Annotated in this window: 28 protein-coding genes and 1 pseudogene; 11 read left to right on the top strand and 18 right to left on the bottom strand. The window is 64.5% G+C overall.

The genetic code is table 11. From position 1 onward, the window contains the following. Nucleotides 1–36: 36 nt before the first annotated feature. Complete coding sequence (locus tag PGP17_RS02285; RefSeq protein WP_270374101.1) at nucleotides 37–600, bottom strand: SH3 domain-containing protein; 564 nt, start codon at nucleotides 598–600, stop codon at nucleotides 37–39. Between the two features lie 114 nt (nucleotides 601–714). On the opposite strand from PGP17_RS02285, the gene PGP17_RS02280 reads away from it, so the two are divergent. From PGP17_RS02280 to PGP17_RS02265, 4 genes are all read left to right on the top strand, one after another. Further along, entirely contained in the window at nucleotides 715–1,617 is a 903-nt protein-coding gene (locus tag PGP17_RS02280; protein WP_270374100.1) for an MBL fold metallo-hydrolase, read from the top strand. A 31-nt stretch (nucleotides 1,618–1,648) separates the two neighbouring features. Continuing rightward, nucleotides 1,649–1,807 carry a hypothetical protein gene (locus tag PGP17_RS02275; RefSeq protein ID WP_270374099.1) on the top strand — a complete coding sequence of 53 codons (159 nt, stop codon included), beginning with the start codon at nucleotides 1,649–1,651 and terminating at the stop codon, nucleotides 1,805–1,807. Further along, nucleotides 1,807–2,025 (top strand): hypothetical protein, encoded by a 219-nt coding sequence (locus tag PGP17_RS02270; protein WP_135945679.1) that lies wholly within the window; start codon nucleotides 1,807–1,809, stop codon nucleotides 2,023–2,025. The genes PGP17_RS02275 and PGP17_RS02270 overlap by 1 nt, the downstream gene beginning before the upstream one ends. A gap of 105 nt (nucleotides 2,026–2,130) precedes the next feature. After that, nucleotides 2,131–2,640, top strand: a complete 510-nt coding sequence (locus PGP17_RS02265; RefSeq protein WP_135945680.1) for a hypothetical protein — start codon at nucleotides 2,131–2,133, stop codon at nucleotides 2,638–2,640. Nucleotides 2,641–2,799: 159 nt separating this feature from the next. Here PGP17_RS02265 and PGP17_RS02260 read toward each other — a convergent pair whose 3' ends face one another. Then, the gene (locus tag PGP17_RS02260; RefSeq protein ID WP_270374098.1) at nucleotides 2,800–3,552 is read right to left on the bottom strand and encodes a HesA/MoeB/ThiF family protein; all 753 of its coding nucleotides are present in this window, start codon (nucleotides 3,550–3,552) and stop codon (nucleotides 2,800–2,802) included. 134 nt (nucleotides 3,553–3,686) lie between these two features. On the opposite strand from PGP17_RS02260, the gene PGP17_RS02255 reads away from it, so the two are divergent. Continuing rightward, nucleotides 3,687–4,988, top strand: a complete 1,302-nt coding sequence (locus tag PGP17_RS02255) for an ATP-dependent DNA helicase (RefSeq protein ID WP_270374097.1) — start codon at nucleotides 3,687–3,689, stop codon at nucleotides 4,986–4,988. Here the strand turns inward: PGP17_RS02255 and dut are convergent. The 9 genes and pseudogenes from dut to PGP17_RS02205 form a co-directional block, all read right to left on the bottom strand. Beyond that, a complete protein-coding gene (gene dut / locus PGP17_RS02250; RefSeq protein WP_135945682.1) occupies nucleotides 4,985–5,449 on the bottom strand; it encodes a dUTP diphosphatase in 465 nt (154 codons plus the stop codon). The two genes, PGP17_RS02255 and dut, sit on opposite strands and share 4 nt — an antisense overlap. A gap of 70 nt (nucleotides 5,450–5,519) precedes the next feature. Continuing rightward, nucleotides 5,520–5,993: a hypothetical protein gene (locus PGP17_RS02245; RefSeq protein WP_135945683.1), complete on the bottom strand. Its 474-nt coding sequence runs from the start codon at nucleotides 5,991–5,993 to the stop codon at nucleotides 5,520–5,522. Between the two features lie 68 nt (nucleotides 5,994–6,061). Then, nucleotides 6,062–7,269, bottom strand: a pseudogene (coaBC, locus tag PGP17_RS14925) (bifunctional phosphopantothenoylcysteine decarboxylase/phosphopantothenate--cysteine ligase CoaBC). A gap of 93 nt (nucleotides 7,270–7,362) precedes the next feature. Next, nucleotides 7,363–8,916: a 2-polyprenylphenol 6-hydroxylase gene (gene ubiB, locus PGP17_RS02230; RefSeq protein ID WP_270374094.1), complete on the bottom strand. Its 1,554-nt coding sequence runs from the start codon at nucleotides 8,914–8,916 to the stop codon at nucleotides 7,363–7,365. Between the two features lie 1,189 nt (nucleotides 8,917–10,105). Beyond that, nucleotides 10,106–11,101 carry a hypothetical protein gene (locus tag PGP17_RS02225; protein WP_270374093.1) on the bottom strand — a complete coding sequence of 332 codons (996 nt, stop codon included), beginning with the start codon at nucleotides 11,099–11,101 and terminating at the stop codon, nucleotides 10,106–10,108. Between the two features lie 91 nt (nucleotides 11,102–11,192). Beyond that, nucleotides 11,193–11,621, bottom strand: coding sequence for a hypothetical protein (locus PGP17_RS02220; RefSeq protein ID WP_270374092.1), 429 nt, complete (start codon nucleotides 11,619–11,621; stop codon nucleotides 11,193–11,195). 9 nt (nucleotides 11,622–11,630) lie between these two features. Continuing rightward, nucleotides 11,631–14,051 carry a DNA topoisomerase (ATP-hydrolyzing) subunit B gene (gyrB, locus tag PGP17_RS02215; protein ID WP_270374091.1) on the bottom strand — a complete coding sequence of 807 codons (2,421 nt, stop codon included), beginning with the start codon at nucleotides 14,049–14,051 and terminating at the stop codon, nucleotides 11,631–11,633. Nucleotides 14,052–14,060: 9 nt separating this feature from the next. After that, complete coding sequence (locus PGP17_RS02210) at nucleotides 14,061–14,681, bottom strand: LysE family translocator (protein ID WP_270374090.1); 621 nt, start codon at nucleotides 14,679–14,681, stop codon at nucleotides 14,061–14,063. A 64-nt stretch (nucleotides 14,682–14,745) separates the two neighbouring features. After that, on the bottom strand, nucleotides 14,746–15,510 hold the full coding sequence (locus PGP17_RS02205) for a 2OG-Fe(II) oxygenase (protein WP_270374089.1): 765 nt from the start codon (nucleotides 15,508–15,510) through the stop codon (nucleotides 14,746–14,748). Nucleotides 15,511–15,699: 189 nt separating this feature from the next. Between PGP17_RS02205 and PGP17_RS02200 the strand changes: the two genes are divergently transcribed. After that, entirely contained in the window at nucleotides 15,700–15,990 is a 291-nt protein-coding gene (locus tag PGP17_RS02200) for a DUF2061 domain-containing protein (protein ID WP_270374088.1), read from the top strand. Here the strand turns inward: PGP17_RS02200 and PGP17_RS02195 are convergent. The 3 genes from PGP17_RS02195 to PGP17_RS02185 form a co-directional block, all read right to left on the bottom strand. Continuing rightward, complete coding sequence (locus PGP17_RS02195; RefSeq protein ID WP_270374087.1) at nucleotides 15,987–16,457, bottom strand: thermonuclease family protein; 471 nt, start codon at nucleotides 16,455–16,457, stop codon at nucleotides 15,987–15,989. The genes PGP17_RS02200 and PGP17_RS02195 overlap by 4 nt on opposite strands. 93 nt (nucleotides 16,458–16,550) lie before the next feature. Continuing rightward, nucleotides 16,551–16,910 (bottom strand): hypothetical protein, encoded by a 360-nt coding sequence (locus PGP17_RS02190; RefSeq protein WP_270374086.1) that lies wholly within the window; start codon nucleotides 16,908–16,910, stop codon nucleotides 16,551–16,553. Between the two features lie 83 nt (nucleotides 16,911–16,993). Next, nucleotides 16,994–17,200: a DUF1674 domain-containing protein gene (locus tag PGP17_RS02185; RefSeq protein ID WP_270374085.1), complete on the bottom strand. Its 207-nt coding sequence runs from the start codon at nucleotides 17,198–17,200 to the stop codon at nucleotides 16,994–16,996. 96 nt (nucleotides 17,201–17,296) lie between these two features. On the opposite strand from PGP17_RS02185, the gene htpX reads away from it, so the two are divergent. The 5 genes from htpX (at nucleotide 17,297) to PGP17_RS02160 (ending at nucleotide 21,447) form a co-directional block, all read left to right on the top strand. Further along, nucleotides 17,297–18,247: a zinc metalloprotease HtpX gene (gene htpX, locus PGP17_RS02180; protein WP_270374084.1), complete on the top strand. Its 951-nt coding sequence runs from the start codon at nucleotides 17,297–17,299 to the stop codon at nucleotides 18,245–18,247. Nucleotides 18,248–18,316: 69 nt separating this feature from the next. After that, complete coding sequence (locus tag PGP17_RS02175; RefSeq protein ID WP_135945078.1) at nucleotides 18,317–18,745, top strand: DUF4149 domain-containing protein; 429 nt, start codon at nucleotides 18,317–18,319, stop codon at nucleotides 18,743–18,745. A gap of 105 nt (nucleotides 18,746–18,850) precedes the next feature. Continuing rightward, complete coding sequence (locus tag PGP17_RS02170; protein WP_270374083.1) at nucleotides 18,851–19,591, top strand: extensin-like domain-containing protein; 741 nt, start codon at nucleotides 18,851–18,853, stop codon at nucleotides 19,589–19,591. Between the two features lie 78 nt (nucleotides 19,592–19,669). Then, the gene (locus PGP17_RS02165) at nucleotides 19,670–19,993 is read left to right on the top strand and encodes a hypothetical protein (RefSeq protein WP_270374081.1); all 324 of its coding nucleotides are present in this window, start codon (nucleotides 19,670–19,672) and stop codon (nucleotides 19,991–19,993) included. Beyond that, nucleotides 19,990–21,447: a methyl-accepting chemotaxis protein gene (locus PGP17_RS02160; RefSeq protein ID WP_270374080.1), complete on the top strand. Its 1,458-nt coding sequence runs from the start codon at nucleotides 19,990–19,992 to the stop codon at nucleotides 21,445–21,447. The genes PGP17_RS02165 and PGP17_RS02160 overlap by 4 nt, the downstream gene beginning before the upstream one ends. Before the next feature lie 68 nt (nucleotides 21,448–21,515). Here PGP17_RS02160 and PGP17_RS02155 read toward each other — a convergent pair whose 3' ends face one another. The 4 genes from PGP17_RS02155 to PGP17_RS02140 form a co-directional block, all read right to left on the bottom strand. After that, nucleotides 21,516–22,061 carry a host attachment family protein gene (locus PGP17_RS02155; protein WP_270374079.1) on the bottom strand — a complete coding sequence of 182 codons (546 nt, stop codon included), beginning with the start codon at nucleotides 22,059–22,061 and terminating at the stop codon, nucleotides 21,516–21,518. 207 nt (nucleotides 22,062–22,268) lie between these two features. Further along, nucleotides 22,269–22,760, bottom strand: a complete 492-nt coding sequence (locus PGP17_RS02150) for a hypothetical protein (protein WP_270374077.1) — start codon at nucleotides 22,758–22,760, stop codon at nucleotides 22,269–22,271. A gap of 108 nt (nucleotides 22,761–22,868) precedes the next feature. Beyond that, nucleotides 22,869–24,044 carry an SO2930 family diheme c-type cytochrome gene (locus tag PGP17_RS02145; RefSeq protein WP_270374076.1) on the bottom strand — a complete coding sequence of 392 codons (1,176 nt, stop codon included), beginning with the start codon at nucleotides 24,042–24,044 and terminating at the stop codon, nucleotides 22,869–22,871. Then, nucleotides 24,041–25,261, bottom strand: a complete 1,221-nt coding sequence (locus tag PGP17_RS02140) for a parallel beta-helix domain-containing protein (protein WP_375282682.1) — start codon at nucleotides 25,259–25,261, stop codon at nucleotides 24,041–24,043. The genes PGP17_RS02145 and PGP17_RS02140 overlap by 4 nt, the downstream gene beginning before the upstream one ends. Nucleotides 25,262–25,543: the final 282 nt, after the last annotated feature.

The following is a 25,543-nucleotide window of genomic DNA, read 5'->3' as shown; positions in this document are numbered from 1 at the left end:
TAGCATGGATCATACACGAGAAAAGAGGCAGGCGGACTAGTCGCTCAGCCCGGTGCTGTCGTCGATGCCTGCGGAGGTGCACTGCGCGGACGCAGGCGGCTCGGCGGCCGGATCGCGTTCATGCTCGTAGACGCCCCACAGGGCCCGGGCAGGAACCCAGCCGCGCTCTCCGCCTGCTTCCACCCGGCACCAGCCGGTCCGGCAACGTTCAAGCCAGAGAACCGCGCCTCCCTCGGCTTCGGCTTCGATGACCCCTTCGGTCTCGGGGCGGGCCCGAAGCGCGGTATCCTCCTGAAGCAGGACCGAACGGCGACCGGACAGCACACGCCGGTGCATCCAGGTCTCCTCGTCGCCCGGATCGCGAACCCGGCGCCAGTCGGCTGTCTCCGCCGTCACTTCCATGGGCAGGCCGGCCCGGACATATTCCCAGGCGATCGGATGGCCGAGCGAAGGTCCGGACCGGCCGTTCACGCTTTCGAACTTGAGCGAGACAAAGCGGGGAACGGGCAGTCCGGAATGAGTGTCACAGCTCTGCGCCATCGCCGGGGGAAGCCCGGCGGCGAGACTTGCCAGAAGGAGAATCACACTCAAAAGCCGCATGGCATCGAGTGTCGGGCGACACGGTGAATCGCAGGTTAAGGCGACAGTGCTGGACGTCGGCCCCGCACCGCCCCATCTTCGCCCTGCAGAGACAATCTGGACGGAGAGGTTTTCATGATCCGCACGCTTGCTACCGCGCTTGCCGTTACCACCGCGCTGACCGGCGCATCGTTCGCCCAGCAGGAGGTCGAGGTTGCCACTACCGATCTCGGGAACGGGATTTACGAGCTGCGTACCGACCGGGCCGGCAATGTCGGCGTGCTGATCGGCGAAGACGGGGTCTTCATGATCGACACGCAGATGGCGCCGTTCGCCCCGCTGCTGGACGAGGCCCAGAAGGCGCTTTCGGACGGCCGGGAGGTCGATCTGGTGCTGAACACCCATCTCCACGGCGACCATGTGCAGGGCAATGCCTATTTTGCCGAGCGCGGCGCCACGGTGATGGCCCATCCCAATGTCCGCCCGGCCCTGGTCGATCCGGTGACGTCGCAGCTCTCCGGAAACACCCCCGATCCGCTGTCCGGCGCTTCCCTGCCGACGGTCAATGTGGGTGAAGGCGACTTCGTCACGATGAACGGCCAGACTGCGCGATTCTATCACGCGCCGAACGCTCATACCGATGGCGACCTCTTCATCCATTTCGAGGATGCCAATGTGATCCACGCCGGTGACCTGCTCTTCTCCGGCCGCTACCCGTATATCGATCTGGACAATGGCGGGACGGTGCAGGGCTATATCGACGGCATGCAGATGATCGTCGATCGCGCCGAGGCCGACACGCAGATCATTGCCGGTCACGGCCCGCTCTCCGATGAAACCGATCTGGAAGCGAGCATCGACATGCTGACGCAGGCGCGCGCCCGCGTCGCGGAGCTGGTCGATCAGGGCATGGGCCTCGACGCCATTCAGGCCGCCAACCCCCTCTCGGACTTCCATGAGGACTGGGATTGGGGTTTCATCACGACCGAACGCATGATCTGGACGCTCTATCGGGATATCACTGGTGAAACAGAATAAATCGACTCTTCCCCCGCCCCGCGTCTTCGTGATGCTGATCGGCATCGCGGTGCTGCTGGGCGCCCTGTTCTCGATTCTGATGGGCAGCTGGCTCAGCGGCGCGGCCGTCGGGGTGGCATTCGCCGTCGCGTTCGCCGGTGTGCTGTTCCTGGCGCGCCGCGGTGAAAAGAAGGTCAGGAAACGCCGCTGATGGCGTCTGAAGGTCAGGGCACCCGAACACGCATCAAGGCGTTGATAGCCGGCTTTGCGGCCGGAGTTGTCGCGATGCCGCTGATCGCCTGGCTGGTGGGCAATATCGCCTATGGCGTCATAGCTGGCCTGATGACGGGCGCGGCACTGGCGGCGATCTTCCAGGACCGGGTGTCGCGGCGGCGTCCGCGTGACGCCAAGGACGAACCGCCGGAGTAGTCTCAGCGCATTTAAGTGGTTATAATTATAAATGCTCACGCTTGAGGCACTTCACACATCAAGCTCGAGACCGACTCGCGTGCTTGTAGATCGGGGGGCTGGGAAGTGGATAAAGGCCAGAAGCTCGCACTTCTGAAATCCGATTTTTTGCAACATCGTCAAACATTGCTCTCCCTCTTAGCTGAGCAAGAACGATCGTTTGATAAGGCTATCACGCTACTAAGTGGTGGCGCCGTCGCAGTTGTTATTTCATTGGCAGAGATTTTTGGTCGCTTCTCGCCCGTTATTTACTTCGCAGTAGGGTGCTTCGTCGTCACGCTTTTAGCCAACCTCTTATCTTACCTCGCTTCTTCTCAGCTAAAAAAGGCAGAAATTAATCAGTGGGATGAAGACTATCTTCGTAGAAAGGCCGAGATTGACGATGGCCAATTTGACGATACAAAAGAGCGCCGTGCGATTTCTCAGTGTAAATTCTACTCGATCACGACGAATCTGCTAAATCTAGCTTCTCTAGGAGCCGTGATACTTGGTCTGATTCTCGCAATCTGGGGCTTTAGTGCTCAAGCCGAGAATCTTAGCGCTACAACACACAACGAAGATTCTGAGGTTAATTGACATGCCCGATAGAAAGAGTGACGGCCCCAAATCACGTCCGCCTTCCGACAGACCTACAAAGGTTAACGAGAGTGGGTCGCCGAAAGAGTCCGGCGGCAGGGCTGGAAAGGCGACCGGCGGGACCTCGACTAAGCCCCCACCACCCAAATCACGCAAGAATTAGGAATTTCTATTTCCACAGACAGCGCAGGCCGGGTCCCTGGCCACGCGCACAACACGGGCCTCGGCCGCCAGCGTGTCCTGGATGTGCAACCGGCCCAGCAGCGGCGTCCCGGCCCCGGTAACCAGCTTGATGGCTTCCAGAGCCATGAGTGAGCCGATGACGCCGGTGAGGGCGCCCACAATGCCGACTTCGGCGCAGGTGGCTGCATCGGGCGGCGCCTCCGGCACGAGACATTGATAGCAGGGTTGATCGGGTCCCAGATGCGGCGCGAAGACGCCGACCTGACCGTCCCAGCGGCCGACGGCGCCCGAGATGAGCGGCAGGCCGGCGTCCGCCGCAGCCCCATTGACCGCGAAACGGGTCTCGAAACTGTCGCAGCCGTCCAGGACGAGGCTCATCCCGTCCATCAGGTCTGGCAGCGTCCCGGATGTCGCGCGCCCCACAACCGGTTCCACGGTCACATTCGGGTCGAGCGCGGCCAGCGTTGCCGCCGCGCGCTCGGCTTTCGAGGCGCCGACATCGCCACTGCGAAACAGGATCTGGCGCTGGAGATTGTCCAAGCTGACCGTATCGGGGTCGACAATTCGCAGGCGGCCAATGCCGGCGGCGGCCAGGTAGAGCGCAGCAGGCGAGCCCAGGCCGCCGGCGCCGACGATCAGAATCGATGCGCGGCCGAGCTTCTGCTGGCCGGGGCCGCCAATCTCCCTGAGCAGGATATGGCGGGCGTGGCGGTCGATATCGACGGACATGTCGGGCTCCAGGCGGGTCGAGCCGACTTTCTAGCATGGGCGCGATGGGAGGGGGACAGTTCGCGCTGTGGCGCGGACGGGCAAAGCGCGTCAAGCTGGCCGCGTCGCCTCTGTCAGCCAGGACATCCCGCCCCGTGAACGCTCCGCTTTCGCCTTCCCTGTCCGAAGAACAGGCCCGCCTGCTCGACTATATCGTCGACACAAGGGCGAATGTCTTCCTGACCGGGCGGGCCGGGACGGGCAAGACGACGCTGACGCGAGCGCTGCTGAAACGGCTCGGGCCGGACGCGGCGGTTCTGGCGCCGACCGGCGTGGCCGCGATGCATGCCGGCGGGCAGACCCTGCATTCCTTCTTCCGGCTGCCGCCGCGGCTGATCCAGCCCGGCGATGTGAAGCGGCTGAAGAATGCCCGCGCGATCAAGGCGCTGAAGGTGCTGGTGATCGACGAGATCTCCATGGTCCGGTCCGACATGATGTGGGCCATCGATGCGGCGCTGCGCATGAACCGGGATGTCTCCGCCCCCTTTGGCGGGGTGCAGATGGTGCTGGTGGGCGACCTGGCCCAGCTTCCCCCGATCGTGCAGGGCGAGGAGGCGGGCTATCTGGAGATGGCCTATGGCGGCCCCTTCTTCTTCCATACGCCGGCCTTTCGCGATGCGGGCTTCACCCTCGTGGAGCTCGAGACCGTCTACCGGCAGAGCGATCCCGATTTCATCGAGATCCTCAACGCGATCCGTGAGGGTGAGATCCGGCGCGAACAAGGGCGTACGCTCAATGAACGCGTTACCGGGCGCAGCGCACTCGAGGCCAGTGCCACCCACGTGGTCCTGACACCGACCAACGCCGCCGCCGCCCGGATCAACTCTGCCCGCCTCGACGCGCTGGTGGGGGAGCCGCGCCTCCTGCCCGGAAAGGTGGAGGGCGAGTTCGAGGAGAGGGTGCGTCCGACCGACGATCCGCTCATCCTCAAACCGGGCGCCCGGGTCATGCTCATCCGCAACGATCCGGCGGGCCGCTGGGTCAACGGGTCGCTTGGCGAGGTGGCGAGTTTCTCTGCCGAGGGGGTGCGGGTCCGGGTCAATGGTGACATCCACACCGTCGAGCCGGTCAAATGGGAACGCCACCGCTACGGCTTCGACGCCAAGACCGAGGCTCTGAAAAAGGAAACGCTCGGCGCCTTCGAGCAATATCCGTTGCGCCTGGCCTGGGCGATGACCATCCACAAGGCGCAAGGTCTGACGCTGGACCAGGTCTTTCTCGACCTGCCGGGGCGCCTGTTCGCCCATGGTCAGGCCTATGTCGCGCTGTCGCGGGCCCGCTCCCTGGAGGGGCTGGAACTGTCGCGCGGGTTGGCGCCGAGCGACCTTGTCGTCGATCCGCGGATTTTCGACGTGCGCAGCTATTGCGATCCGCTGCCGCCGGGTCTGCTGAGCTAGACGCCGGTGGAACCGAAGCCGCCTTCGCCGCGGCTGGTTTCGTCCAGCGTCTCGACGGCTTCGAGCCTGGCCTGGGTGACCGGGGCGATGATCATCTGCGCGATACGCTCGCCGCGCCGCACGATGAACCGTTCCCTGCCGTGATTGATGAGGTTGACGCGGAGCTCGCCGCGATAGTCGGCATCTACGGTTCCGGGCGTGTTCACGCAGGAAATGCCGAACTTGGCGGCCAGCCCGGAGCGGGGCCGAATCTGCGCCTCGTATCCGTTGGGCAGCGCGATGGCGAGTCCGACCGGAATCAGCTGCCATTCGCCCGGCTGGAGCACGACTGGCTCGTCTTCGGGTATCGCGGCCGGCAGATCCATGCCTGCCGAGCCGGGTGTCTGGTAGCGCGGCAGGTCGAGGCCTTCGAAATGGGGCAGCGCTTTAATTCGAACGGTGACGGGACTGGACTCGGACATGGGCACAACCGGGCTAGGACAGGACAGATACGCCCTCTCCTAGCCCGGTTCGCGCCATCACGTCAGCCGCTTATTGCGGTGTTTCGCCGTTGGCTTCGGCTTCCTGGGCGGCGAGATATGCGTTGATGGCCGCCTCGCCCTCGTTGAACCCTTCCAGCGCGGCGATGATCTGTTCGCGCTCATCGCCCTGCAGCTCGCCCTGGGGCATCTGAACGACATAATTGCCGTCTTCATAGCCGAGCGAGAGCATGCGCACCGTGTCGCCGTCGCCGGTCGTGCGAATGTAGAGCGGCAGGCTGTGGCGCAGGATCTCGAAATCGTTTTCCAGCGGCACGATGGTCGCCCGGTCGCAGAGCAGGCCAACCGTATCTTCGCCGACAGGCGGCGGGGCCATCAGGCCTTCGCGGTTGGACTCTGTTTCCAGAGAATATCCGTCAAGCGGGGTGGCTTCGCTTTCTGCGTTGATCGCGTAGCATTCGGCTGAGGCCGCGCCGGTGAAACCGAGGGCCGCCAGTGCGGCGCCGGTCAGGACAAGTGATTTCATCGCATCATCTCTTCTGATCGCTCCACGCGCTGGCCCGAAATGCCGGTGCGTGCTGGATGAGCGTCAGCCTAGCAAGAAGCCGGTGTGGAAAACAATCGTGCGATCCGGTCGGTCAGGCGCTGCGCGATTTCGCCCTTCGGCGCCCGCGGCCAGTGTTCGCTCTGCTCTTCGGTAATGAGCAGGGCCGCGTTCGCGTCTCCGCCCATCACGTCGCCGGACACGTCGTTGGCGAGAATCCAGTCGCAGCCCTTGCGCGTGCGCTTGGCGGCGGCCTCGGCCTCGACATCGTGGGTCTCTGCCGCAAACCCGATCACCAGGCGCGGCCGCCTGACCCCGAGATGGGCGATGGTCTTGAGGATGTCGGGGTTTTCGACCAGCTCGATCGCGGCGCGGGCGGTCTTCTCGCCCTTCAGCTTGCGCGAGGAGGCCTCGGCGGGGCGCCAGTCGGCCACGGCGGCCACGGCGATGAAGACATCGGCCGGCAGCGCCGACTCCACCGCGTCCAGCATGTCGCGCGCACTCTCCACATCGATGCGCTGAACGCCCTCCGGCACATCCAGCGCGGTCGGCCCTGAGACGAGGATGACGTCGGCGCCCGCATTGGCGAGCGTCTGGGCGATGGCATAGCCCTGCTTGCCCGAGGACCGGTTGGACAGGAAGCGCACCGGGTCGATCGGCTCCAGCGTGGGTCCGGCGGTGATGACGATGCGCTTGCCGGTCAGCGGCCGGGCGATCATGCCGACACCCGCGCCTCGATCACGTCGGCAATCCTGGCCGGTTCGGCAAGACGTCCCGGGCCGAATTCCCCGCACGCCATCTCGCCCTCGTCGGGATCGATGATCTCGACGCCGCGGCTGCGCAGCGTGGCGGCATTGGCTTGCGTCGCCTCGTGCTGCCACATGCGCACATTCATGGCCGGGGCCATCACGATCGCGGTGTCGGTGGCCAGCAGCGTCGTGGTCGCCAGATCGTCGCAGATGCCGTGAGCGGCCTTGGCCATCAGATCGGCCGTGGCCGGGCAGACCACGATGAGATCGGCCGAACGCGACAGCTCGATATGGCCCATCTCCGCCTCGTCGGTCAGGGAGAACAGATCGTCATAAACCTTGTCGCCCGACAGCGCAGAGACACTCATCGGCGTGACGAAGTGCTTGGCTGCGGAGGTCAGGATGGCGCGGCTGGCGATGGCGCGCCGCTTCAGCTCGCGGATCAGCTCCAGCGACTTGTAGGCGGCGATTCCGCCGCCGATGATCAGGAGAATGCGCTTGTCACTCATGGCCGTTCTTCAAATCCTTCGCGCCCCGGGGGGCTGCACAGCGCAGTGTTAGCCTGAAACCAGCGTCCGGTCACGGGGCGGGCCCGCGTCGGTCTAGAGCAGGATCGCGGCGGCCAGGACCGCACCGGCACACGCCGCGGCGCCGACGATCGCGGCGGTGATCCACAGCGGGCGCTGCTTCCTGCGCCGGGCGGCGCGTTCGGCGCTGCGCGCTTCCATCGCCACCACGGCATCGGCGGCCGCTTCCAGCGTTGCCAGCGTGTCGGGCAGCCGCCGCACCGCATTGCGGGCGCGTTTGAGATCCTCGACCAGGTCGAGCACCAGACCCTCCGGACCGAGCTCGCGGCGCATAAAGCGCTCGACCGAGGCCTCCGACGCCTTCCACATATTGTGTTCGCTCGACAGGAGGCGGCATACGCCTTCGGCCTGCACCATGGTCTTCTGCAACAGGACGAGCTGGGGCTGCAGACGCATGTCGAACAGATCGGTGATCTCGAACAGCTGCATCAGCACGCGGCTCATCGGCACTTCGCTCGCCTTCTTGCCGAAGATCGGCTCGGCGACGGCGCGCAGCGCGCTGGCGAAATCGGCCTTGGAATGGCGGCCGGGCACGTAGCCGGCGCTGAAATGGGCTTCGGCCGCAGCCTCGTAATTCTTCGTCAGGAAGCCATGCAGGATGAGGGCGAGATAGCGCCGCTCGGACGCTTCGAGCCGGCCCATGATGCCGAAATCGACCGCCCAGAGCTGGCCGGTCTCGGTCACGAACAGATTGCCCGCATGCATGTCGGCATGAAACACGCCCCGGTCGAGCGCCGTCGACAGGAAGGCGTCGGTAATGTCTTCGGACAGCTTGAGCGGATCGATGTCGGCCGCGCGGACCCGCTCGATATCGGTCAGGGGAATGGCGTCGATCCATTCGGTGACGAGCACGCGCCGGGTGGTCAACGCCCATTCCACGTCGGGAATGAAGAAATTCTCCGCCGCCGCCGCGGCTTCCTTCAGCTCGCTCGCAGAGGCGGCTTCGAGGCGGAAATCGAGTTCGAGGCGCAGCGAGCGGGCAATGGTTTCGACAAAGGCGCGCGGCTCCAGCCGGCGCGATTTTGGAAACAGTCCCTCGGCCAGTTTCGCGCCAAGCCGCAGGGCGGCAATGTCGCGATAGATGCGCGCCTCGACATCGGGCCGCAAGATCTTCACCGCGACCGTATCGCCATCGCGCGTGACCGCCTTGTGCACCTGGGCGATGGAGGCCGCCGCGACCGGCGGGCCGAACTCGGCAAACAGCGTCTCGACCGGCGCGCCAAGCTCGCTCTGCAGGATCTCGCGGGCACGCGCGTCGCCGAACGGCTCCATCCGGTCCTGCAGGCGCGACAGGCCGCGCGCGAACTCAACCCCGATCACGTCCGCGCGTGTGGCCAGGACCTGGCCGAATTTCACATAGGACGGACCCAGCTCCTCCAGCGCGCGGGCCAGGCGCTCGCCGGGATTGGACGCCCGGTCGCGAATGGCGATCAGGCGCGCGAACCGGCCGAGAACGCGCGCCGGAGCCGGCAGGCTCTGCTGGTACTCGGCCGGAAAGATCGCGTCGTGGCGCGCAAGCGTCCAGGCCGCGCGCATCAGGCGAGCGATATGTCCAAGTGTTTTAAACATGCGGTAGGAAGGTTTAGGGCGAGACCCCCCGCTTGGCGAGGGGCGAGGTCACAAATCGGGTGCGGTGCGCCGACGCGGGGTCCGGTGAGACTCCCCGGCCGGAAAACGCGGTGATCGCCTCCTACTATTACGACTATCACGGCGCCGGTTTTGGGGGCTCGCGGGGTGTTGCGGGTTCACACGTGAGAAAGAGCCTGGCGAGGGTAGGGCGTGTGACGCGGGAGGGGATGTTTTCTTCTCCCCCTTTCTGCCGCCTCGCTTCTTCTTTCCTGACGAAAGTCAGGATCCAGGAGAGGACGGGGTTCCGACAGACAAGGTCGTCATCCGATCCTTCGAGGGCCGCTGCGCGGCCACCTCAGGATGAGGGCGCAGGTGACATCTGACCCGGATATAGAAAATATATTTCAAAGTCATAGCCCCAACCCACTCCCCTCATGCTGAGGTGCTCGCCGTCAGGCGAGCCTCGAAGCATCGGACGGCAAACGCAGAGAGTTGCCCTTGCTCCCCGGCTTTCGCCGGGGAGCGGGAGCGGAGATGGAATGGCGGGGGTTCGGCGTGGGGTGTGCCAGGTGTATGCGCCCAGCACGTTCACCTGCGCCGGCTGTTTGCCGCGCAGGGATGAGAGACGGGGGACGCGGGAGGGATCGCGAACCGGTAGGAATAGTGCGCTGTATGGATAGGCCCACGGGCCTCCCGCGCCACGATGATTTTACAGCCGTCCAGACCCTTTGGCGTAGCGGATTTCCACCGGCCTGCCGGATCGTGTCCCGGACACTGCCGGGACGTCTGCGCGGGGTTTCCACCGGATCTAAAGCGGGGCAACGCGGCTCCCCGGCGGACCTTCACGCCTCCTCGATCCTGCCTGGCGGTATCTGGAATGCGGCCCTTTCAGACCGCACAGCACCACCGGCCGCTCTTTCATCCGCACGGGACGTTAGACCGCGCGAACTCGAGGCATCGCCCCCACCGCCACACACTTCGGACGCTCCGGAAGGCGCCCCCGTCAGTCACGGTGAGGTGAGAGCAGTATGGAGTGAAATGCGGGGAGGGGGATAAATGGGGAGATATTCCCCTCCTCTTTCCTGACGAGAGTCAGGACCCAGAGAGGACGCGCAGCGTCCTACGGTCTCTGGGTCCCAGCCTTCGCTGGGAAAGAGAGTTATTGTTTTTGTCATTACGTACGCAACAGTCAGATGTCGGTCGCCACGTCACGATCAATCAGACCGGAAAGGTCGAAAACCTTGTCGAACTCTGAGCGCCAAATGCTTTTCGGTTCAAATCCGTCGACGCCGACATAGTTGTTTACTACGAAGCCAGAAGTAAAATCATTTCGGTGGTTTTCAGACGCATGAGTTTTCAATACTTCGCTAAGGCCAAAGTGATTTGCTGCCTGAACAAACAATTCAAACGACTTGGCTCCGGCATTTAGAACAATATAATTTTCGGCGATCTTCCGATCGCATCCTTTTAGCTCTAACTCCTGAGCGCACATTTCATCCACCTCGATATGCTTGGCGCTGCTCAATATGTGCCAATCCTCCGGAGTTACTATCATGATGTATCGGGAGTCCGGCGGTAGGTCACGATCAAATAGGCCGGCGTGTTCACGCTCTGCTGCGATAATCGCTTGCGCCACAAACGAAGCATAAACTCCTAAATCCCGACGGATCGCTGCCTCGTTTGTCGGTTCAGTCTTGGAGTCGAGTAATGGTCGTCTAAACTTACACTCAATGAAGAGTGCAACGTCTGCATCAGCGACCAGCCAATCAGCAGAAGATTTTGGCTTCTTGCGGCCACTGACAGCTTCCTTGTATATATACCACGGCCTTGACGAAGCTGCAGTAATTACATTGCCAATGTATTGTTCGAATGCGTACCCAATATAATTTTTGAACTGATCGTGTTCAATGAGATCATAATATAAGCCATAAGTAAGCCTTCTTATGAGGTGGCCAACGAATGGGCACCAAATCTCAGGTTCTCCGATTTTTATAACTGTGATCGGCTTGCTCACAAACGTGGAAATGCGGAATTTCTCGGTGTTATCAACTAAGGAATGCTTCCTGCCCATAGAGCGATGATCTTGAATATCCATTGAGATTTTGGCGAATATCTTTGCAAGAATTCGAATATCAAGTTTTACACCATTTACCTTAGGCGGCCAATTGATAAAGATTGCATCCATGTAAAGCACGTATATAAGGAAAATATGATTAAATAAAGTTTTTACATCTGATCCAAAAGTGTCTACGAATGCCTCCTCTAATTGAGGATTTTCATATTTTGAAGAAAATCATAAAGTCATCGATATTTATCGGTCGTTGGTCGGGCATCTGTTGATATAAAATAGAAGACAGATAGCTCCAAATACTAACTTCTTCGAAGTTATAAGAGCTATTCATTGAGTATTCTCGCGCAAGCCCTATTGCTTGGCGTAATATTTTGAAATTAAGAAAAGAGCGTTGACCCAAGTAGGTGCCGTTGCAGATCACTGCTTCAGCCAATAGGTCTCTCTCCCATGGAAATCCAAAGGGAGAGTTCATAAATTTATACTTTCTTGGGCTTGGAAAGCCGGGGAGGTTCAATCTTTTTTGGAAATGTCGGAATCGATCAATCTTGCCCAACACCCCAAGACTGTCGCGAATTTGAAGCCCAGTGGTAGCTCTATTTAGTGCACCAATCTTATTTGATGGCTTTTCGATCAAGTTTCCACCCTAAACATCCACCTCCGCTTCCAGGGCGAATTCCTGGATGAAGTCGCGGCGCGGTTCGACGACGTCGCCCATGAGCTTGCTGAAGAGCTCGTCGGCGGTGTCGGCTTCCTGGACGGAGACGCGCAGGAGGGAGCGGGCGTCCGGGTCGAGCGTGGTTTCCCAGAGCTGGCTCGGATTCATTTCGCCCAGACCCTTGTAGCGCTGGATCTTCATGCCCTTGGCGCCGGCTTTCTGGACGGCGGTCACGAGACCCCACGGGCCGTAGATCACGGCCTCGTCGCCCTTGCGGCGGAAAATGGCCGGGCCGGTATAGTCGCGCGCCAGGTTCGCGGCGCGTTCGGACAGGCGTTTCGCATCGGGGCTGGCGAGGATCTTGTTGTCCAGGATCACGGTCTCGGTCACGCCGCGCACTTCGCGCTTGACGATGAGCGAGCCTTCCGGGGCCACCGTGCCGTACCAGTCCTGTTCGCCCTCGTCGGACGAGCGCGCCAGGCGGGCGGCCACATCCTCGGCCTGGGCCTGCGTCACGTCGGGATGGAGTGCGCCGGACAGGGCCGCCGCTTCCAGGGCGAAGGCGGGGGCGCGGGCGGTCAGGCGCTCGAGCGCCAGCACGACGCCGCGCGCTTCCTTGACGCGTTCGGCGAGATCCTGGCCGGTGAGGACTTCGCCGTTGTCGAGCTCCAGCGCGGCCTCGGCCGAGCCTTCCTCGATCAGCGAATTGTCCATCTCCGTCTGGTCGGTCATGTAGCGTTCGGACTTGCCGCGCGTGACCTTGTAGAGCGGCGGCTGGGCGATATAGAGATGGCCGCGCTCGATCAGCTCGGGCATCTGGCGGTAGAAGAAGGTGAGCAGGAGCGTGCGGATGTGCGCGCCGTCCACGTCGGCGTCGGTCATGATGACGACCTTGTGGTAGCGCAGCTTGTCGTAATCGATCTGGTCGCGCCCGATCCCGGTGCCCAGCGCGGTAATCAGCGTGCCGACCTGGTCGGAGCCCAGCATCTTGTCGAAGCGCGCGCGTTCCACGTTGAGGATCTTGCCGCGCAGGGGCAGGATGGCCTGGTATTCGCGGTGACGGCCCTGCTTGGCCGAGCCGCCGGCGGAATCACCCTCGACGATGAAGAGTTCGGATTTCGCCGGGTCTTTCTCCTGGCAGTCAGCCAGCTTGCCGGGCAGCGAGGTGATGTCGAGCGCGCTCTTGCGCCGTGTCAGCTCGCGCGCCTTGCGCGCGGCCTCGCGCGCGGTCGCGGCCTCGACGATCTTGGCGACGATCTGCTTGGCCTCGACCGGGTGTTCTTCCAGCCACTCGTTCAGCTTCTCGTTCATCAGGCCCTCGACGGCCGGACGCACTTCGGAGCTGACCAGCTTGTCCTTGGTCTGGGACGAGAATTTGGGATCGGGCACCTTGACCGACAGCACGCAGGTCAGACCCTCGCGCGCATCGTCGCCGGTAATGGCGACCTTGGCCTTGCTGGCGATCCCGGAATTGGCCGCATAGGTGTTGATGACGCGCGTCAGCGCGCCGCGGAAACCGGCCAGGTGCGTGCCGCCATCGCGCTGGGGAATGTTGTTGGTGAAGCAGAGCACGTTCTCGTGGTAGCTGTCATTCCATTGCAGCGCGGCCTCGACGGTCACGCCCTCGCGCTCGCCGGTGACCAGGACCGGTTCGGTGAACAGCGCCGACTTGGTGCGGTCGAGGTGTTTGACGAAGGCGGCGACCCCGCCCTCGTATTGCAGCACATCCTCCCAGATTTCGGTCTCGCGTTCGTCGCGCAGGACGATGCGCACGCCGGAATTGAGGAAGGCCAGCTCGCGCAGGCGGTGCTGCAGGCGGGTGCGTTCGAAGACGATGTCGGAGAAGGTTTGCTGGCTCGGCAGGAAGCGCACCATCGTGCCGGTCAGGGGCTTGCCGTTTTCGCGCATCGGCGCCTTGCCGACGACTTTCAGGTCTTCCCCGTTTTCCGGCTCGCCATGACAGAAGCGCATGGCATGCTCGTCGCCATTGCGCCAGATGGTCAGGTCCAGCCATTCGGACAGCGCGTTGACGACCGAGATTCCCACCCCGTGCAGGCCGCCGGAGACCTTGTAGGAATTCTGGTCGAACTTACCCCCGGCGTGCAGCTGGGTCATGATGACCTGCGCGGCGGAGACGCCTTCCTCGGTGTGGATCTGGGTCGGGATGCCGCGCCCGTCATCCATCACGCTGGCCGATCCGTCGGCATGCAGGCTGACAGTGACCTCGCTGCAATGGCCGGCGAGGGCTTCGTCGATGGCGTTATCCACGACCTCGTAGACCATGTGGTGCAGGCCGGAACCGTCATCGGTATCGCCGATATACATTCCGGGGCGTTTGCGCACGGCGTCCAGGCCCTTGAGGACCTTGATGGAGTCGGCGCCATATTCCTGATTCGTATCGTCTGACATGGGTTGTTTCTAGCGCAGGAGAAGCAGGAGGGCCACGCCTAGCATCACGAGCGCTGTGGCAAGATCAGCCCAGCGCCGGAAGCCGCGTGTGAGCAGGAAGTCGCGCGCCCGGTGAGCCAGGCCCACATAGGCCCCGGCGAAGAGTACGAACATGGCGAGCATGATGGCGATCATGGCCGCATAGCTGACCGGCGTGACCTGTGACAGGTCGAAGAAGGCCGGCAGGAAGGAGAGGTAGAACACGATCGCCTTCGGGTTGGAGAGCGGCATGGTGATGCCGACCAGATAGGTGGCGGCGAGGCCGCGCTTTGTCACCGCAGGAATCGGCGCCCCCGCCGGTTTGGGCTTGAGAAAGCCGTTAAAGGCGTTCCAGGCGAACCAGAGCAGCACACAGGCGCCGGCAAACTTGATGATCAGAGCCAGGCTGTCGAACTGGCTGGCGGCCGACAGACCGGTAATGGCGACGGTGAGCCAGAAGATGTCTCCGGTCAGGATTCCCAGCCCGTAGGCCACGCCATGGGCGGGGCCGCGGTCGAGCGTGCGCGCGATCATCGCGGCATTGCCGGGACCGGGGGTCATGAACAGGACAAAGATCGCGCCCGCGAACAGGGCCAGGGAATGCAGCGTCATGGCGCGAGCCCATAGCCTGCCCGGACGGGTGCGAAAAGCGCCGTATCAGGCGCGCCTGCCGGGTTCAGGCGCCGAGCGCGGGTTCGGCGCCTGCGCGGGCCCAGCCGGTGATCGCAAAGCGCGGGCCGGGCGCGAAGGGGGCCACCACGCTGACCGCATGGGGCTGGGGCACCTTGAAGACCATGAGCCGGTTGAAGCGGGGTACCAGGCCGCGCCGGACATCGCCCGCCTCGTCGAGCAGCTGCAGCTGGCCGCCATGATCGGCGCGCCAGCCCTCGGTCAGGTTGAGCACGAAGGCGGCACGGCGATTCTTGCCCGCCACGTCATCGTCATGCGTGGTCAGGAAATGGCCGGCGCGGTAGCGCGTCAGCTGGCAGTCGGTGAAGGCGATATCGTCCTCGCCCGACACCTCGCGCAAAAGCTGGAGAAAGGGCTCGCTGCGCACCAGGTCGAACGCGGCGCGCAGGACCGGATCATCCAGCGTGCCGTTGCGGCCGCCTTCATACAGGGCGAAATTCTCGTAGAGATACTGAAAGCCGGACACCGCCTCGCGATTGACCAGCGCGTGGAAGGCGTCCTTCTTGCTCTGGGGCACGGTCTCCATCGCAGCCGCGTCGAAGGAGCGGTGCTGGCCCTCGATATGGGTCACCAGCGCCCAGTAGGGCCAGGACTTGATCCGCGCGACCAGATCGCTCGCGCTGTCCGGGGCCAGCACGCCGTCCACGCCGGTATAGCCGTGGGCCTCGAAGTCCGCGCGCGCTGCGCCTGTGTCCAGGTCCGGGGCGAGCGTCAGGCGCGGAGAGGGCGAAGCGTGTTTGCGCGCAGCCATTGATATCGCAGTCCATCGTTGAAACCGGTCGGTCGCGGGTAAGCCTTGCACCGCGCCGCGGCAAATTAAAGACCGGAAAGATTCGCCGCCTCCCATAGACGCAGCCTTCACAGAGCATCGGAAGTCTTCATTGGCCAGATGCAAATTTGCGAACTATTCTCATTCGCACAACTGACGAGGAAAACCCCGATGTCCGATGCGATGCGTGAAATCCGGTCTGCTGCCTTCCCGCCGCAGCTGCGCCTGCCGCGCGGCGTGCTGAAGACGCTCTCCTATTCGCTCATGCATTTGAGCGTGGCGATGAGCGTGGCCTATCTGCTGACCGGCAGCTGGAAGGCGGCGCTCGCCATCGGGCTGATCGAGCCGGCGGTGCAGACGATCGCCTACACCTTCCACGAACGCGCCTGGGCGCGGGCCGGCGCGGCGGAGGGCGGATCGCCCGCGTGCGGCCATCGCTATCGGTGCGCCCCGCAGACCTAGTCGCGCGAGGCGGTGCCTTCGGCCGGACGCTCTGCCGGATCTTCGGCCGGGCACCAGCTCGACTGGCCATAGGGCTGCGCCAGGCCGAGCGCGGTCAGCTGCGCGGAGAGATCGCGGCCGTCCGCAGTCTGCAGCCGGGCGACGACCCGTCCAGCAAAACTGCCCAGCGACACGTCGGTCAGGAAGACGGTTGCGCCCTCGGGCAGCCAGCCTTGCACGGTGCGTGCGGCCAGCTCGCCCAGGGTGCGTTCGTCTGCACAGTCCGGCCCGCGGATTTCCGGCGTATCGATGCCGGCCAGCCTGACGCGGGTCTCCACGCTGTGACCCGGCCAGATATGCGCGCGCACCGCGATCGTATCTCCGTCGATCACGCGCACGATTTCGGCCGGAATCGGGCCGGGCAGCGCAGCAGGCTGGGTCAGGGCAAGAGCCGCAATCGCGCCAAGAGAGGACAGAGAGCCGAACATGCGCCGAATATAGGAAAAAATTCTTCGGTTGGGAAGAGAAGTCCCTGCCATCGGGCCTGGATCGGCTGCCCATGCCCGTCATCGCTCGGCGCGTCAGCGTGGTCCGATGACCCGGTAGGCCTGGCGTCCGGCGCCGGGTAGGACAAGCGGGCGTTCGCCGGCGCGATAGGGCCGGGTGTAGACATAGGACCAGGCCGGCCCCTGCTCGACGCCTCCGGTCAGGGTGACCAGCGCGACAGCATCGAGCGAGATCGGGTCGCCGGCGCGCACCGGCGCTGGCTCGGAGTGGTGATGCCGGTCGCCATGGCGGGGCGCGTATCGGGTCTCGTACCGGGTGTCGTGCGGGTAGGGCTCAACCAATGCCGTTCGCGTGTCAGCCTGATAGGCGTCGGCGCCGCCCGATGGGGCGCCGGCCAGACTCTGGGAAAGGGCGAGAAGTCCGGTAACCAGCATGTGTTTCAGGTTAGCACAGGGTTAACTGTCTGTCGCCTGCCGGATCGGCGGGGGCGAGGCGCGGCAGGCGCCGGGAACAGGCCCTAGAAATCGTAGGTAATGCCCTTCTTCTCCCAGTCGCCGAAGCGTGTGGGTTCGGGTCCGGCCGGGCCGTTGATCTCGGTTTCGCCCGGCGCGTTGCCGGGCCGGGGCTCTGCCGAACGCCGCGCCTCCGCTTCGGCCAGCGCGCGCTCGGCGGCGGCCTTCACGCGGGCGGCGCGCTCGTCCTGGCTATCCGGGGTCTCGCTCATCTTGCAGGCCTTTCTGCGCTTTCCCATCTAGATAGGCATGAAAACCGCCCGGGCAAAGCCGGGCGCGTGCGTTGGACACGAGGACATCAGCAGACCATGACCGCGAACGGGTTACGCACCTTTGTTCTACTGGCGGCCCTGACAGGCCTGTTCATGGGCGTCGGCTATCTGGTCGGGGGACTGACCGGGGCGCTGATCGCCTTCGTCATCGCCGCGGCGATGAACGCCTATGCCTACTGGAATGCCGACAAGATCGTGCTGCGCCTGTACAAGGCGCGCGAGATCGGGCCTGACGAGCGCGATCCGGCTCTGCTTCAATATGCGCGCGACGTGGTCGCGATGGCCGATGGCGCCCATATGCCACGCCCGCGCATCTTCGTGATCGAGAACGACCAGCCCAACGCCTTCGCGACCGGGCGGGACCCGTCCAATGCCGCCGTGGCCGCCACGAGCGGCCTGCTGCGGCGCCTGAACCGCCAGGAAGTCATGGGCGTGATGGCCCACGAACTGGCGCATGTGAAGAACCGCGATACGCTGACCATGACGGTCACCGCGACCCTCGCCGGTGCGATCGGCTTCCTGGCGAACTTCGCGCTTTTCTTCGGCGGCGGACGCGAGCGCGGCGGCATGCTGGCCGGCATCCTCATCGCGATTCTGGCGCCCATGGCCGCGGGCCTGGTACAGATGGCGATCAGCCGGGCACGCGAATACGACGCCGACAAGGGCGGTGCGGAAATTTGCGGCAATCCGCTCTGGCTGGCCAGCGCGCTGGAAAAGATCGAGCGGTTCGCCCGCGGCGGCGTCAACGACCAGGCCGAGCGCCATCCCGCGACCGCGCACATGTTCATCATCAACCCGCTCAACGGCCAGGGTGCGGACAATCTGTTCTCCACCCACCCGTCCACCGCCAACCGGATCGCCCGCCTGCGCGAGCTGTCCGGAGCGGCTCCGGCACCGTCCGCCGGCCCGTGGGGTCATCGCGGCCCCTGGGGCGGCAGCCTGGACGAGGACGAGTCCGAGCCGCCGGTGCGCGGCCCGTGGGGCTAGGCGCGGGATACAAATGCGCCGCCATCAGCTTATAGTGAGTCAGCGAAGCTGATTTCACAGGTGCCCCCCATGAACGAACAGAGCGTCTTTGCCCTCTGGCCCATCCTGGCCTTCCTGTCGATCGGCGGGGGAATCGCCACCATGGTCTTCTTCGCCGCCATCGTGACGCCGACCGCCTTCCAGAGTCTGGGCGAGGAAGCAGCCGGCCCGTTCGTCCGGGCCCTGTTCCCGGTCTACTACCTGTTCTTTCTGATCCTGGCGGGCCTGGCCACGTTGTTCGCCCTGCTCGCCCAGGCCGAGTTTGCCGCCCTGCTTCTGGCGCTGGTCACTGGCGGTTTCGCCTATGGACGCTTCCTGCTGACGCCGGCGATCAACACGGCACGCGAAAGCGAGGACCGCAGCGTGTACAAGAAGCTTCACCGGCGCGCGGTCATCGTCAACATCGTCCAGATCGCAGGCTTCGTCCTCGCAATCCTTCTGATCGCGGGCCAGTTCTAGAAACGGGTCCGCCACCGCTCACGAGCGCGGTCTACCGGGGGCGGCGCCTCTGCCTCGCCGCATTACCGACACGCGCACGGCACATGACGGGCCCATATACCGGTGATGGATCAACCCGACCCCGATACAGCGCATTCGCGTTGGCTTCACCGGCTGACCATACTGGCCTGGATCATGGCTGCGGCGTGCCTCGGCGCGCTCGTCGGGCTGTCGATCATGCTGACCCCGGACCGGTACAAGCCGTGGACACCGCTTACCCTGGACGTGCCGTCCGGCCCGCTGGTGGAAACCAAGCTGGCTCAGCTGCGCGGCGATTTCGACGCCTGCTTGACCACGCTCGAAAGCGGAACGCTGGGCTTCTCCATTGCAGAGGAGCGCGATGGCGCGGGCGCGTGCGGGTGGGAGGAGGCCATCGTGATCGAGGAAGCCTCGGCCCCCTTCTCCGCGCCGCAGCCCGTGGTGACGCGCTGTGCCCTGGCCGCCGCGTTCAATCTCTGGGAGCGAGAAACGCTATTGCCCGCGGCCGAACGTCATTTCGGCGAGCCGGTCACCGAGATCCTGCACTACGGCACCTATAGCTGCCGCCCGGTGAACGGACGCGAAGGCGCGCGGCTGAGCGAGCACAGCTATGCGAATGCCATCGATATCGCCGGGGTCCGCCTCAATGGGGGACGTGTCGTGCGGGTGCAAAGCGGCTGGAATGGCGAGGCCGACGAGCGCGCTTTCCTGCGCGAACTCCACGAGGGCGGGTGCGACGTCTTCCGCGGCGTCATCGGACCGGACGGGGACAACCGGCATCTCGATCACTTCCATTTCGACATGGGCCCCTGGGACTTCTGCCGTTAGGAGCCGGTCGACAACAAAGCGTTTACTTCAAACCGTCATAACAGGTCATTCACGATATAACCGACCGGGACGGGCTCCATGAAATCGACGCTTCTCTGGCCTCTGCTCGCCGGCCTCATGGTCATAAGCGTGCCCGCGGCCGGCGCGCTGCTGACACCGGCCCCGGACGGACAGGTCGCTGCGCTCTACCCGCCCGGATGGAGCCAGGCCCGCATTCTGACCGAGGCGGCGCGCGGGGAAGCCCGTATCGTCCGGTTTGGAAGCATCTCCAATATCGCGATCCTCGCACCCGGCCCGGGCGGCGCCAAAGCCCTGCGCGCGGGCGGCGCCCTGCTTGTGTTCGACCCCCTCATTCTTGGCGGCTGCCTGACCGGCGTCCGCCCCATCGGAGTTACGGCATGACCCGTCTTGCGCGCGTCCAGAACCAGGCTTCGGGCCTGCTTCTTCTGATCCTGGCTATCGGAACGGGATTATTCGCCGGTATTTGCCTGTTTGTGGCGCCCGACAAGGTGATCGCGGGCACCGCCATGCTCGCGGCGCTGTCGGGTGTGGCTTTCATGTCCTGGCGCAGCGCGCCCGCCAGCAGCGTGTCGCGTGCCACCATCGCGATCGCGATGATGGGACTGCCCGCCGTGCTGACCTTCATGATGAGCGGCCGCGCCTGGCAGCTCGACATGCACATGACCTTCTTCGCCAGTCTGGCGATCGTGACCCTGCTGTGCGACTGGCGTGCGCTACTCGCCGCCGCAGGTGCCACGGCCCTGCACCACCTGGCGCTGAACTTCTTGCTGCCCTGGGCGGTCTTCCCCGAAGGCGGTGATTTTGCCCGTGTCGTGCTCCATGCCGTCATCGTGGTGGGCCAGACCGCTGCGCTGATCTGGCTCTCGCACCGGATTACCGTGGCGTTCGAGGAAGCCGAGCAGGCCATCGTCACGGCGGAAGCGGCCAACGAGCAGGCGCGCGCCCTGATGGCCACCGAGCGCGAACGCGACTCCGAACGCGAGCGGGCGCGTCAGGTTGCCAGCGCGGCCGCCCGTACCTTCCAGGACGGCGTGAAGAGCGTCCTTGGCGAAATCGAGACGGCGTCGGCCGAGATGGCCGAGCTGGCCGGGAAACTGACCAATGACGCGCGCGAGACGCGCACCGGCGCCGACAGCTCGGCCAAGCTCGCCCAGGATACTTCTGCCCATGTCCAGTCGGTGGCGTCCGCGGCGCAGGAGCTGGCGGCATCGATTTCCGAAGTCGCTCGCGTGCTGGAGGGGGCGGATGCCATCTCCGAACGGGCAGCCGAGGAAGCCACCCGCGCGGGCAGCAGCATCCATGAACTCAATACCGCGGCGCGTGAAATCGAGGATATCGCGCGCCTGGTCGGGGACATCGCCGAGCAGACCAACCTGCTTGCCCTCAATGCCACCATCGAGGCCGCCCGGGCCGGAGATGCAGGCAAGGGGTTCGCGGTGGTGGCCAGCGAGGTGAAGGCGCTGGCCGATCAGACCGCAAAGGCCACGGGCAATATTTCCTCGCGCATCGAGGCGCTGTGCAAGGCGGCAGATGGCGCCGGGGAAGCCCTTGAGCGGATCGGCAAGACCATCGAGGAAGTGCGTCAGGCCTCGGGCAGCGCGCACGACAATTTCGCCGAACAGTCCGACGCGACGGGCGAGATCGCCCGGCTGGCGTCGAGCGCTTCGCAATCGACCGACCAGGTGGGTGCGCAAGCCAATACGGTGACGGCCGTGGCCCAGCGCACCGAAACGGCGGCGCGTCGGTTCGAGGCGGCCTCGGGCAATCTGCGCGAGGCGGCGGGCCGGCTGGACGAGACCCTGCAGACCTTCACGCGCCAGATCGACGCCGCCTGAAGCCTGGCAACGTGAAAAGGCCCGCCCGGAGGCATCCGGGCGGGCCTTGTTCTGTAGCTCGCAAGCTCCTAGCCCTGGCCCGGGCCGGAGAGTTCGCTGTGAGAGGGGCGCGGCTCGTCAATCGCATCGGCGAGCAGGGCCTTGATCCGCTTTTCCAGCTTGTCGACCGGCTCGTTGACCACATCGACATCCTCTTCGAGCAGAACCTTGTCCTTCAGCTTGTGAGAGTAATGCTCGCGGCCCTCGCCCAGTGCCGTACTCGGTGCGAGCAGGACGAGCTGGTCGAACGTGTCCACGCGCGCCTCTTCATTGAGCCGCTCGATCATGCGTCCGACAAAGCGCTCCTTCTCCAGCTCGTGGCGGTCGGTCTGTTCGACCGAGGAACGTCCGTGCGCTGCCTGCGCGTCGACGCCTTTGCCCTTCGACCCGCTGCCGGCATCCTGCATGCGCCCGGGCGCATCGGTGGTCTGTTCGCGGTCGGGGGGATTATCGTTGTCGAACGAAGACACGACCTTCAGGTCGGGCGCGTCGTAGAATCCCTGGTTTTCAAGGAACAGGGCCTTGCCGCCGTCAAAGGCGACCACCCAGAGCTTGCGGTCGGGCATCGGTCGCATGCGATATCCTCCTGTGTTCAGGGGTGTCAGATAACTGACAAACCCCGCAGTCAGGAGCGCGGTTCCGCAATGGAGTCAGGCCGGCAACGAAAAGCCCGGCGCGCCATCAGGCGTGCCGGGCTTTTCACTCGCGTCTGAGTACGGCGCTCTTGCGAGCCCCGCGTGGACAAGGCTAGGGCCTATTCGGGACCGGATTCAAGTGTCTTCTCAGCTGGATGAGGCCGTAGCGCTGAACGTGGACAGGCAAGCGTCTTCCAAATGCCACACGCCGTCGACTTCGACGAAGCGGCAGGCCGCGTGGTCGACCCCCGGCGTGCCAAGCGCCAGCTGAGACGGGCTGGCCGCCTGCAGCGCGTCGAAACGTCCGTTTGCAAAGACATAGGTCGTGCGCGCATTGCGCCCGTCGGCCGCATCGTAGAGGCAGAGCGGCGGGCGCATCAGCACCGTGCGCACCGAGCGGTCGCCCATGCGGCTGCCGAAGACCTGGGCTTCGAGCGCCGGGTCCAGGTTGCGCAGACGCGCGGCGGTGGCGCTGGCCGAGGGCGCCATCGCGCTGGCGACCGTTGCCTCGTCGTGGGCCACGATCGCCCCGAAAAGCTGGCGCTCGGCATCGGTCGGGGGGCGGCATTGCGGCGTGGTGGCGCAGGCGCTGGCCAGAAGGCCCGCGGCCATCGCGGGGAAGATGAAGCGGCGAAGCATGGCAATGACCTGTTCAGCAGAAGAAGCGGGACGCGCATCAAACTGCCCCGGATCGATGCGCACGCCAAGGGGCGTGTGCGCGCGTTAGCGCTTCTCTCCGGCCAGCGCTCAGGCGTCCTCGCAGGATCCGGCGAGCGAATCGATCCAGGCGGCGACCAGCGCAACGCCTTCGCGGTCGACAATCGACCGGCCGAGTTCCGGCATCATGATGTCGGCCCGGTCGCTTTCCATGCGGTGGACCAGGATGGAGGCGTGCGCATCGCCGGGGATGATCGAATAGCGGCGCCCGCCCGTTCCCCGGCCGGCGGCGATGGGCGGCTTGCAGAAGCCCAGATTCGGCCCGGATGGCTCGGCCCGCTCGAGATAGAGCCCGGACGTGTCGGCCGGGCCGGTACGTGAATGGCAATGCGCGCAATTGATATCGAGATAGCTGCGTGCCGCCGGCTCAAGCATGGCCTGGAGCGGCATCGCGCCCGACCAGGCCGTATTGGTCGGAGCCTCGCCAGCCTCCGGCCCGCCTGCCAGCAGGCCGCGGGTGCGCCACTCGGCGAGCTGGTTGGCCGGCCCCTGCGCATAGTCGAACTCGCGGTTGAGATGGCGGGCGGCCGGTCCGATCGGCCGGATGCCGCCGTCACCGGTGTCGGTCTCGTGGCAATTGGCGCACTGGTTCACATTCGGCACCATGTAGGAGAGCGGCTCGCGCGTGCCGCCGGCATCGACCAGCGTCAGGTCCACGAAGGCGCCCGAGCGGGACAGATGCGCCTCGCGCTGATCCTCGTCCCAGACATAGGGCAGCGCGTCCCATCCCGCGTCCCGGCGCACCAGAATGCGCGTTTCGATCAGGCGTACCCGGGAGAGGTCCAGACCCCCCTGCTCGAAATGGATCAGGGACTCGCGCGTGCGCGCCACGGCGTCGAAGCTCTCCCCGTCTCCCTCCCCGGCCCGGGGATAGTAGAAGGTCTTCGTGATGACCGTGCCGACGGGAAAGTCGAAGCTGTCCTGCGCGTCATAGGCAGCCGGCTGCGCGCCGTCGGGAAGCCAGACCGTGCGCAGCTTGACCGCGTAGTCTGAAAACAGCGCGGTGTTCAGATCGTAGGGCAGGACGCCCGGACCGGGCAGGAGCCGGCCATTCTCGATGGAGAGCTGGCCCCATTGCGAGAGGACCTCGGGGTTGGCGCTTTCGTGATATCGCGGCGCGGTTGCCTCGCCCCGGCAGGCCGCCAGCACAAGCAGCGTGGCCCCGAGGGCGCAGATCAGCCGCGCGGCATGGCGCGCTGACCTCAAAGTTCGAGCTCCACCGGATCGAGCGGCTCAAGCGTGCAGTCGAGCGTCAGGCGCTGGATGTCTGCATTGTCGTTCGGCCCGTCAATGTTCAGCGTCTCGGTGTCCGGTGCGCAGATACGCAGCGCGGCGGGCATCTCCCCGTCGACCATCTTGTCCGCGTCAACATAGCCGTCCCAGAGCACGTTCGGCAGGCGGCCTGTCGGCCCGGCGACGGCCAGCTTGAGAGCCTGCAGCTCCAGCCCGTCCGGGTTGCCCCCGCCGCCTTCATAGCTGTTGGAGTGGATGTAGATGCCTTCGGGATAAGGGTCGAAATCGTCACTGACGCCGAGTTCGGAGAAGCCGGCGCTGAACAGCGAGGAAATGATGACGTTCGCCGTGCGGTTATTGCGCAGCGTGTTGTTGAAGATTTCCACATCGTCATTGGAGTTCACGATGATGCCCGTCCCGGCCGGCACGCTGGCAACCGGCGTGCCCTCATGGCCGAAATTGGCGGTGTTGTTCTCGTAGACTTCATTGTCGTAGACGCGCGTCCCGGCGCCGGGGCGCGGCAGGTTGGGCATGTTGAAGACCAGGATGCCGCCGGTATTGTTCGTGGCGACATTGGCGTAGACGTCGGCGCGGTTGGAGTTCTCGATCTCTATGCCGGCGACATTGTACTCGGCCCGGTTGTTGCGCACGACGATCCGGTCGGACTGACCCACATAGATGCCGGCATCGGACGCCCCGATGGCCACCGAGTCCTCGATCAGAACATCGGTGGTCTGGACCGGGTAGAGCCCGTACGCGCCGTTCTCGGTCGCGGGACCGTTCGTCCATTCGACGCGCACGCCGCGGATCACGATATTGTCGCCGTCGGTGATCTTCACCGCGTCGCCGATCGTGTCTTCTATGGCGAGGTTTTCCAGTGTGAAATTGTCCGCCCCGGAGACCAGCAGGCCTTCGGCGCCCTGGCGCTGCTCGGCAAAGGAGAGAATGGTCTCCTCCATGCCCTGGCCGCGAATGGTCACATCGTCGACGGTGAGCGACAGCCCGCGCTCGATGACGAAGACACCGGCCGGGATTTCGATCACGTCGCCAGGCCGGGCGTCCAGCAGCGCCGTCATCAGCGTCTCCTGGTACTCGCGGTCGGCCTCGCTGACATCGCGGGTTTCGGTCTCGCCACCGCAGGCGGCCAGCCATAGGGCGGCCCCGGCCATGCTGATCCAAGCGCTACGCATCATACGTCCTCCCTGTCCCGTCGTGATTTCATGAACCACGTTCACAGGGAGCCTATGCCGGGAAGCGCCGGTCTGTCGAGAGGCTCGCCGGCCGACAGAATAGTCAAGGCCTTCGCCCGTGTCGCAGCGTTGTATTCGGCTGGCACGAAGTGGCATTAAATATTCATATCGGCCGGCGCGGTCCAGCGGGGAAAACAATAGGAATGTCAGCTATGCATTAATAGCGGTACTCACCAAGGAGTTGTAGGGTTAACACGTTGCTGACTTGAACAGTGAGCGGGG

Origin of the sequence: Marinicauda sp. Alg238-R41 (assembly GCF_947331485.1) — a bacterium.
Classification (GTDB): domain Bacteria; phylum Pseudomonadota; class Alphaproteobacteria; order Caulobacterales; family Maricaulaceae; genus Marinicauda; species Marinicauda pacifica.
The sequence above is the reverse complement of the archived record's forward strand: the minus strand, read 5'-3'. Positions and strand labels throughout refer to the sequence as shown.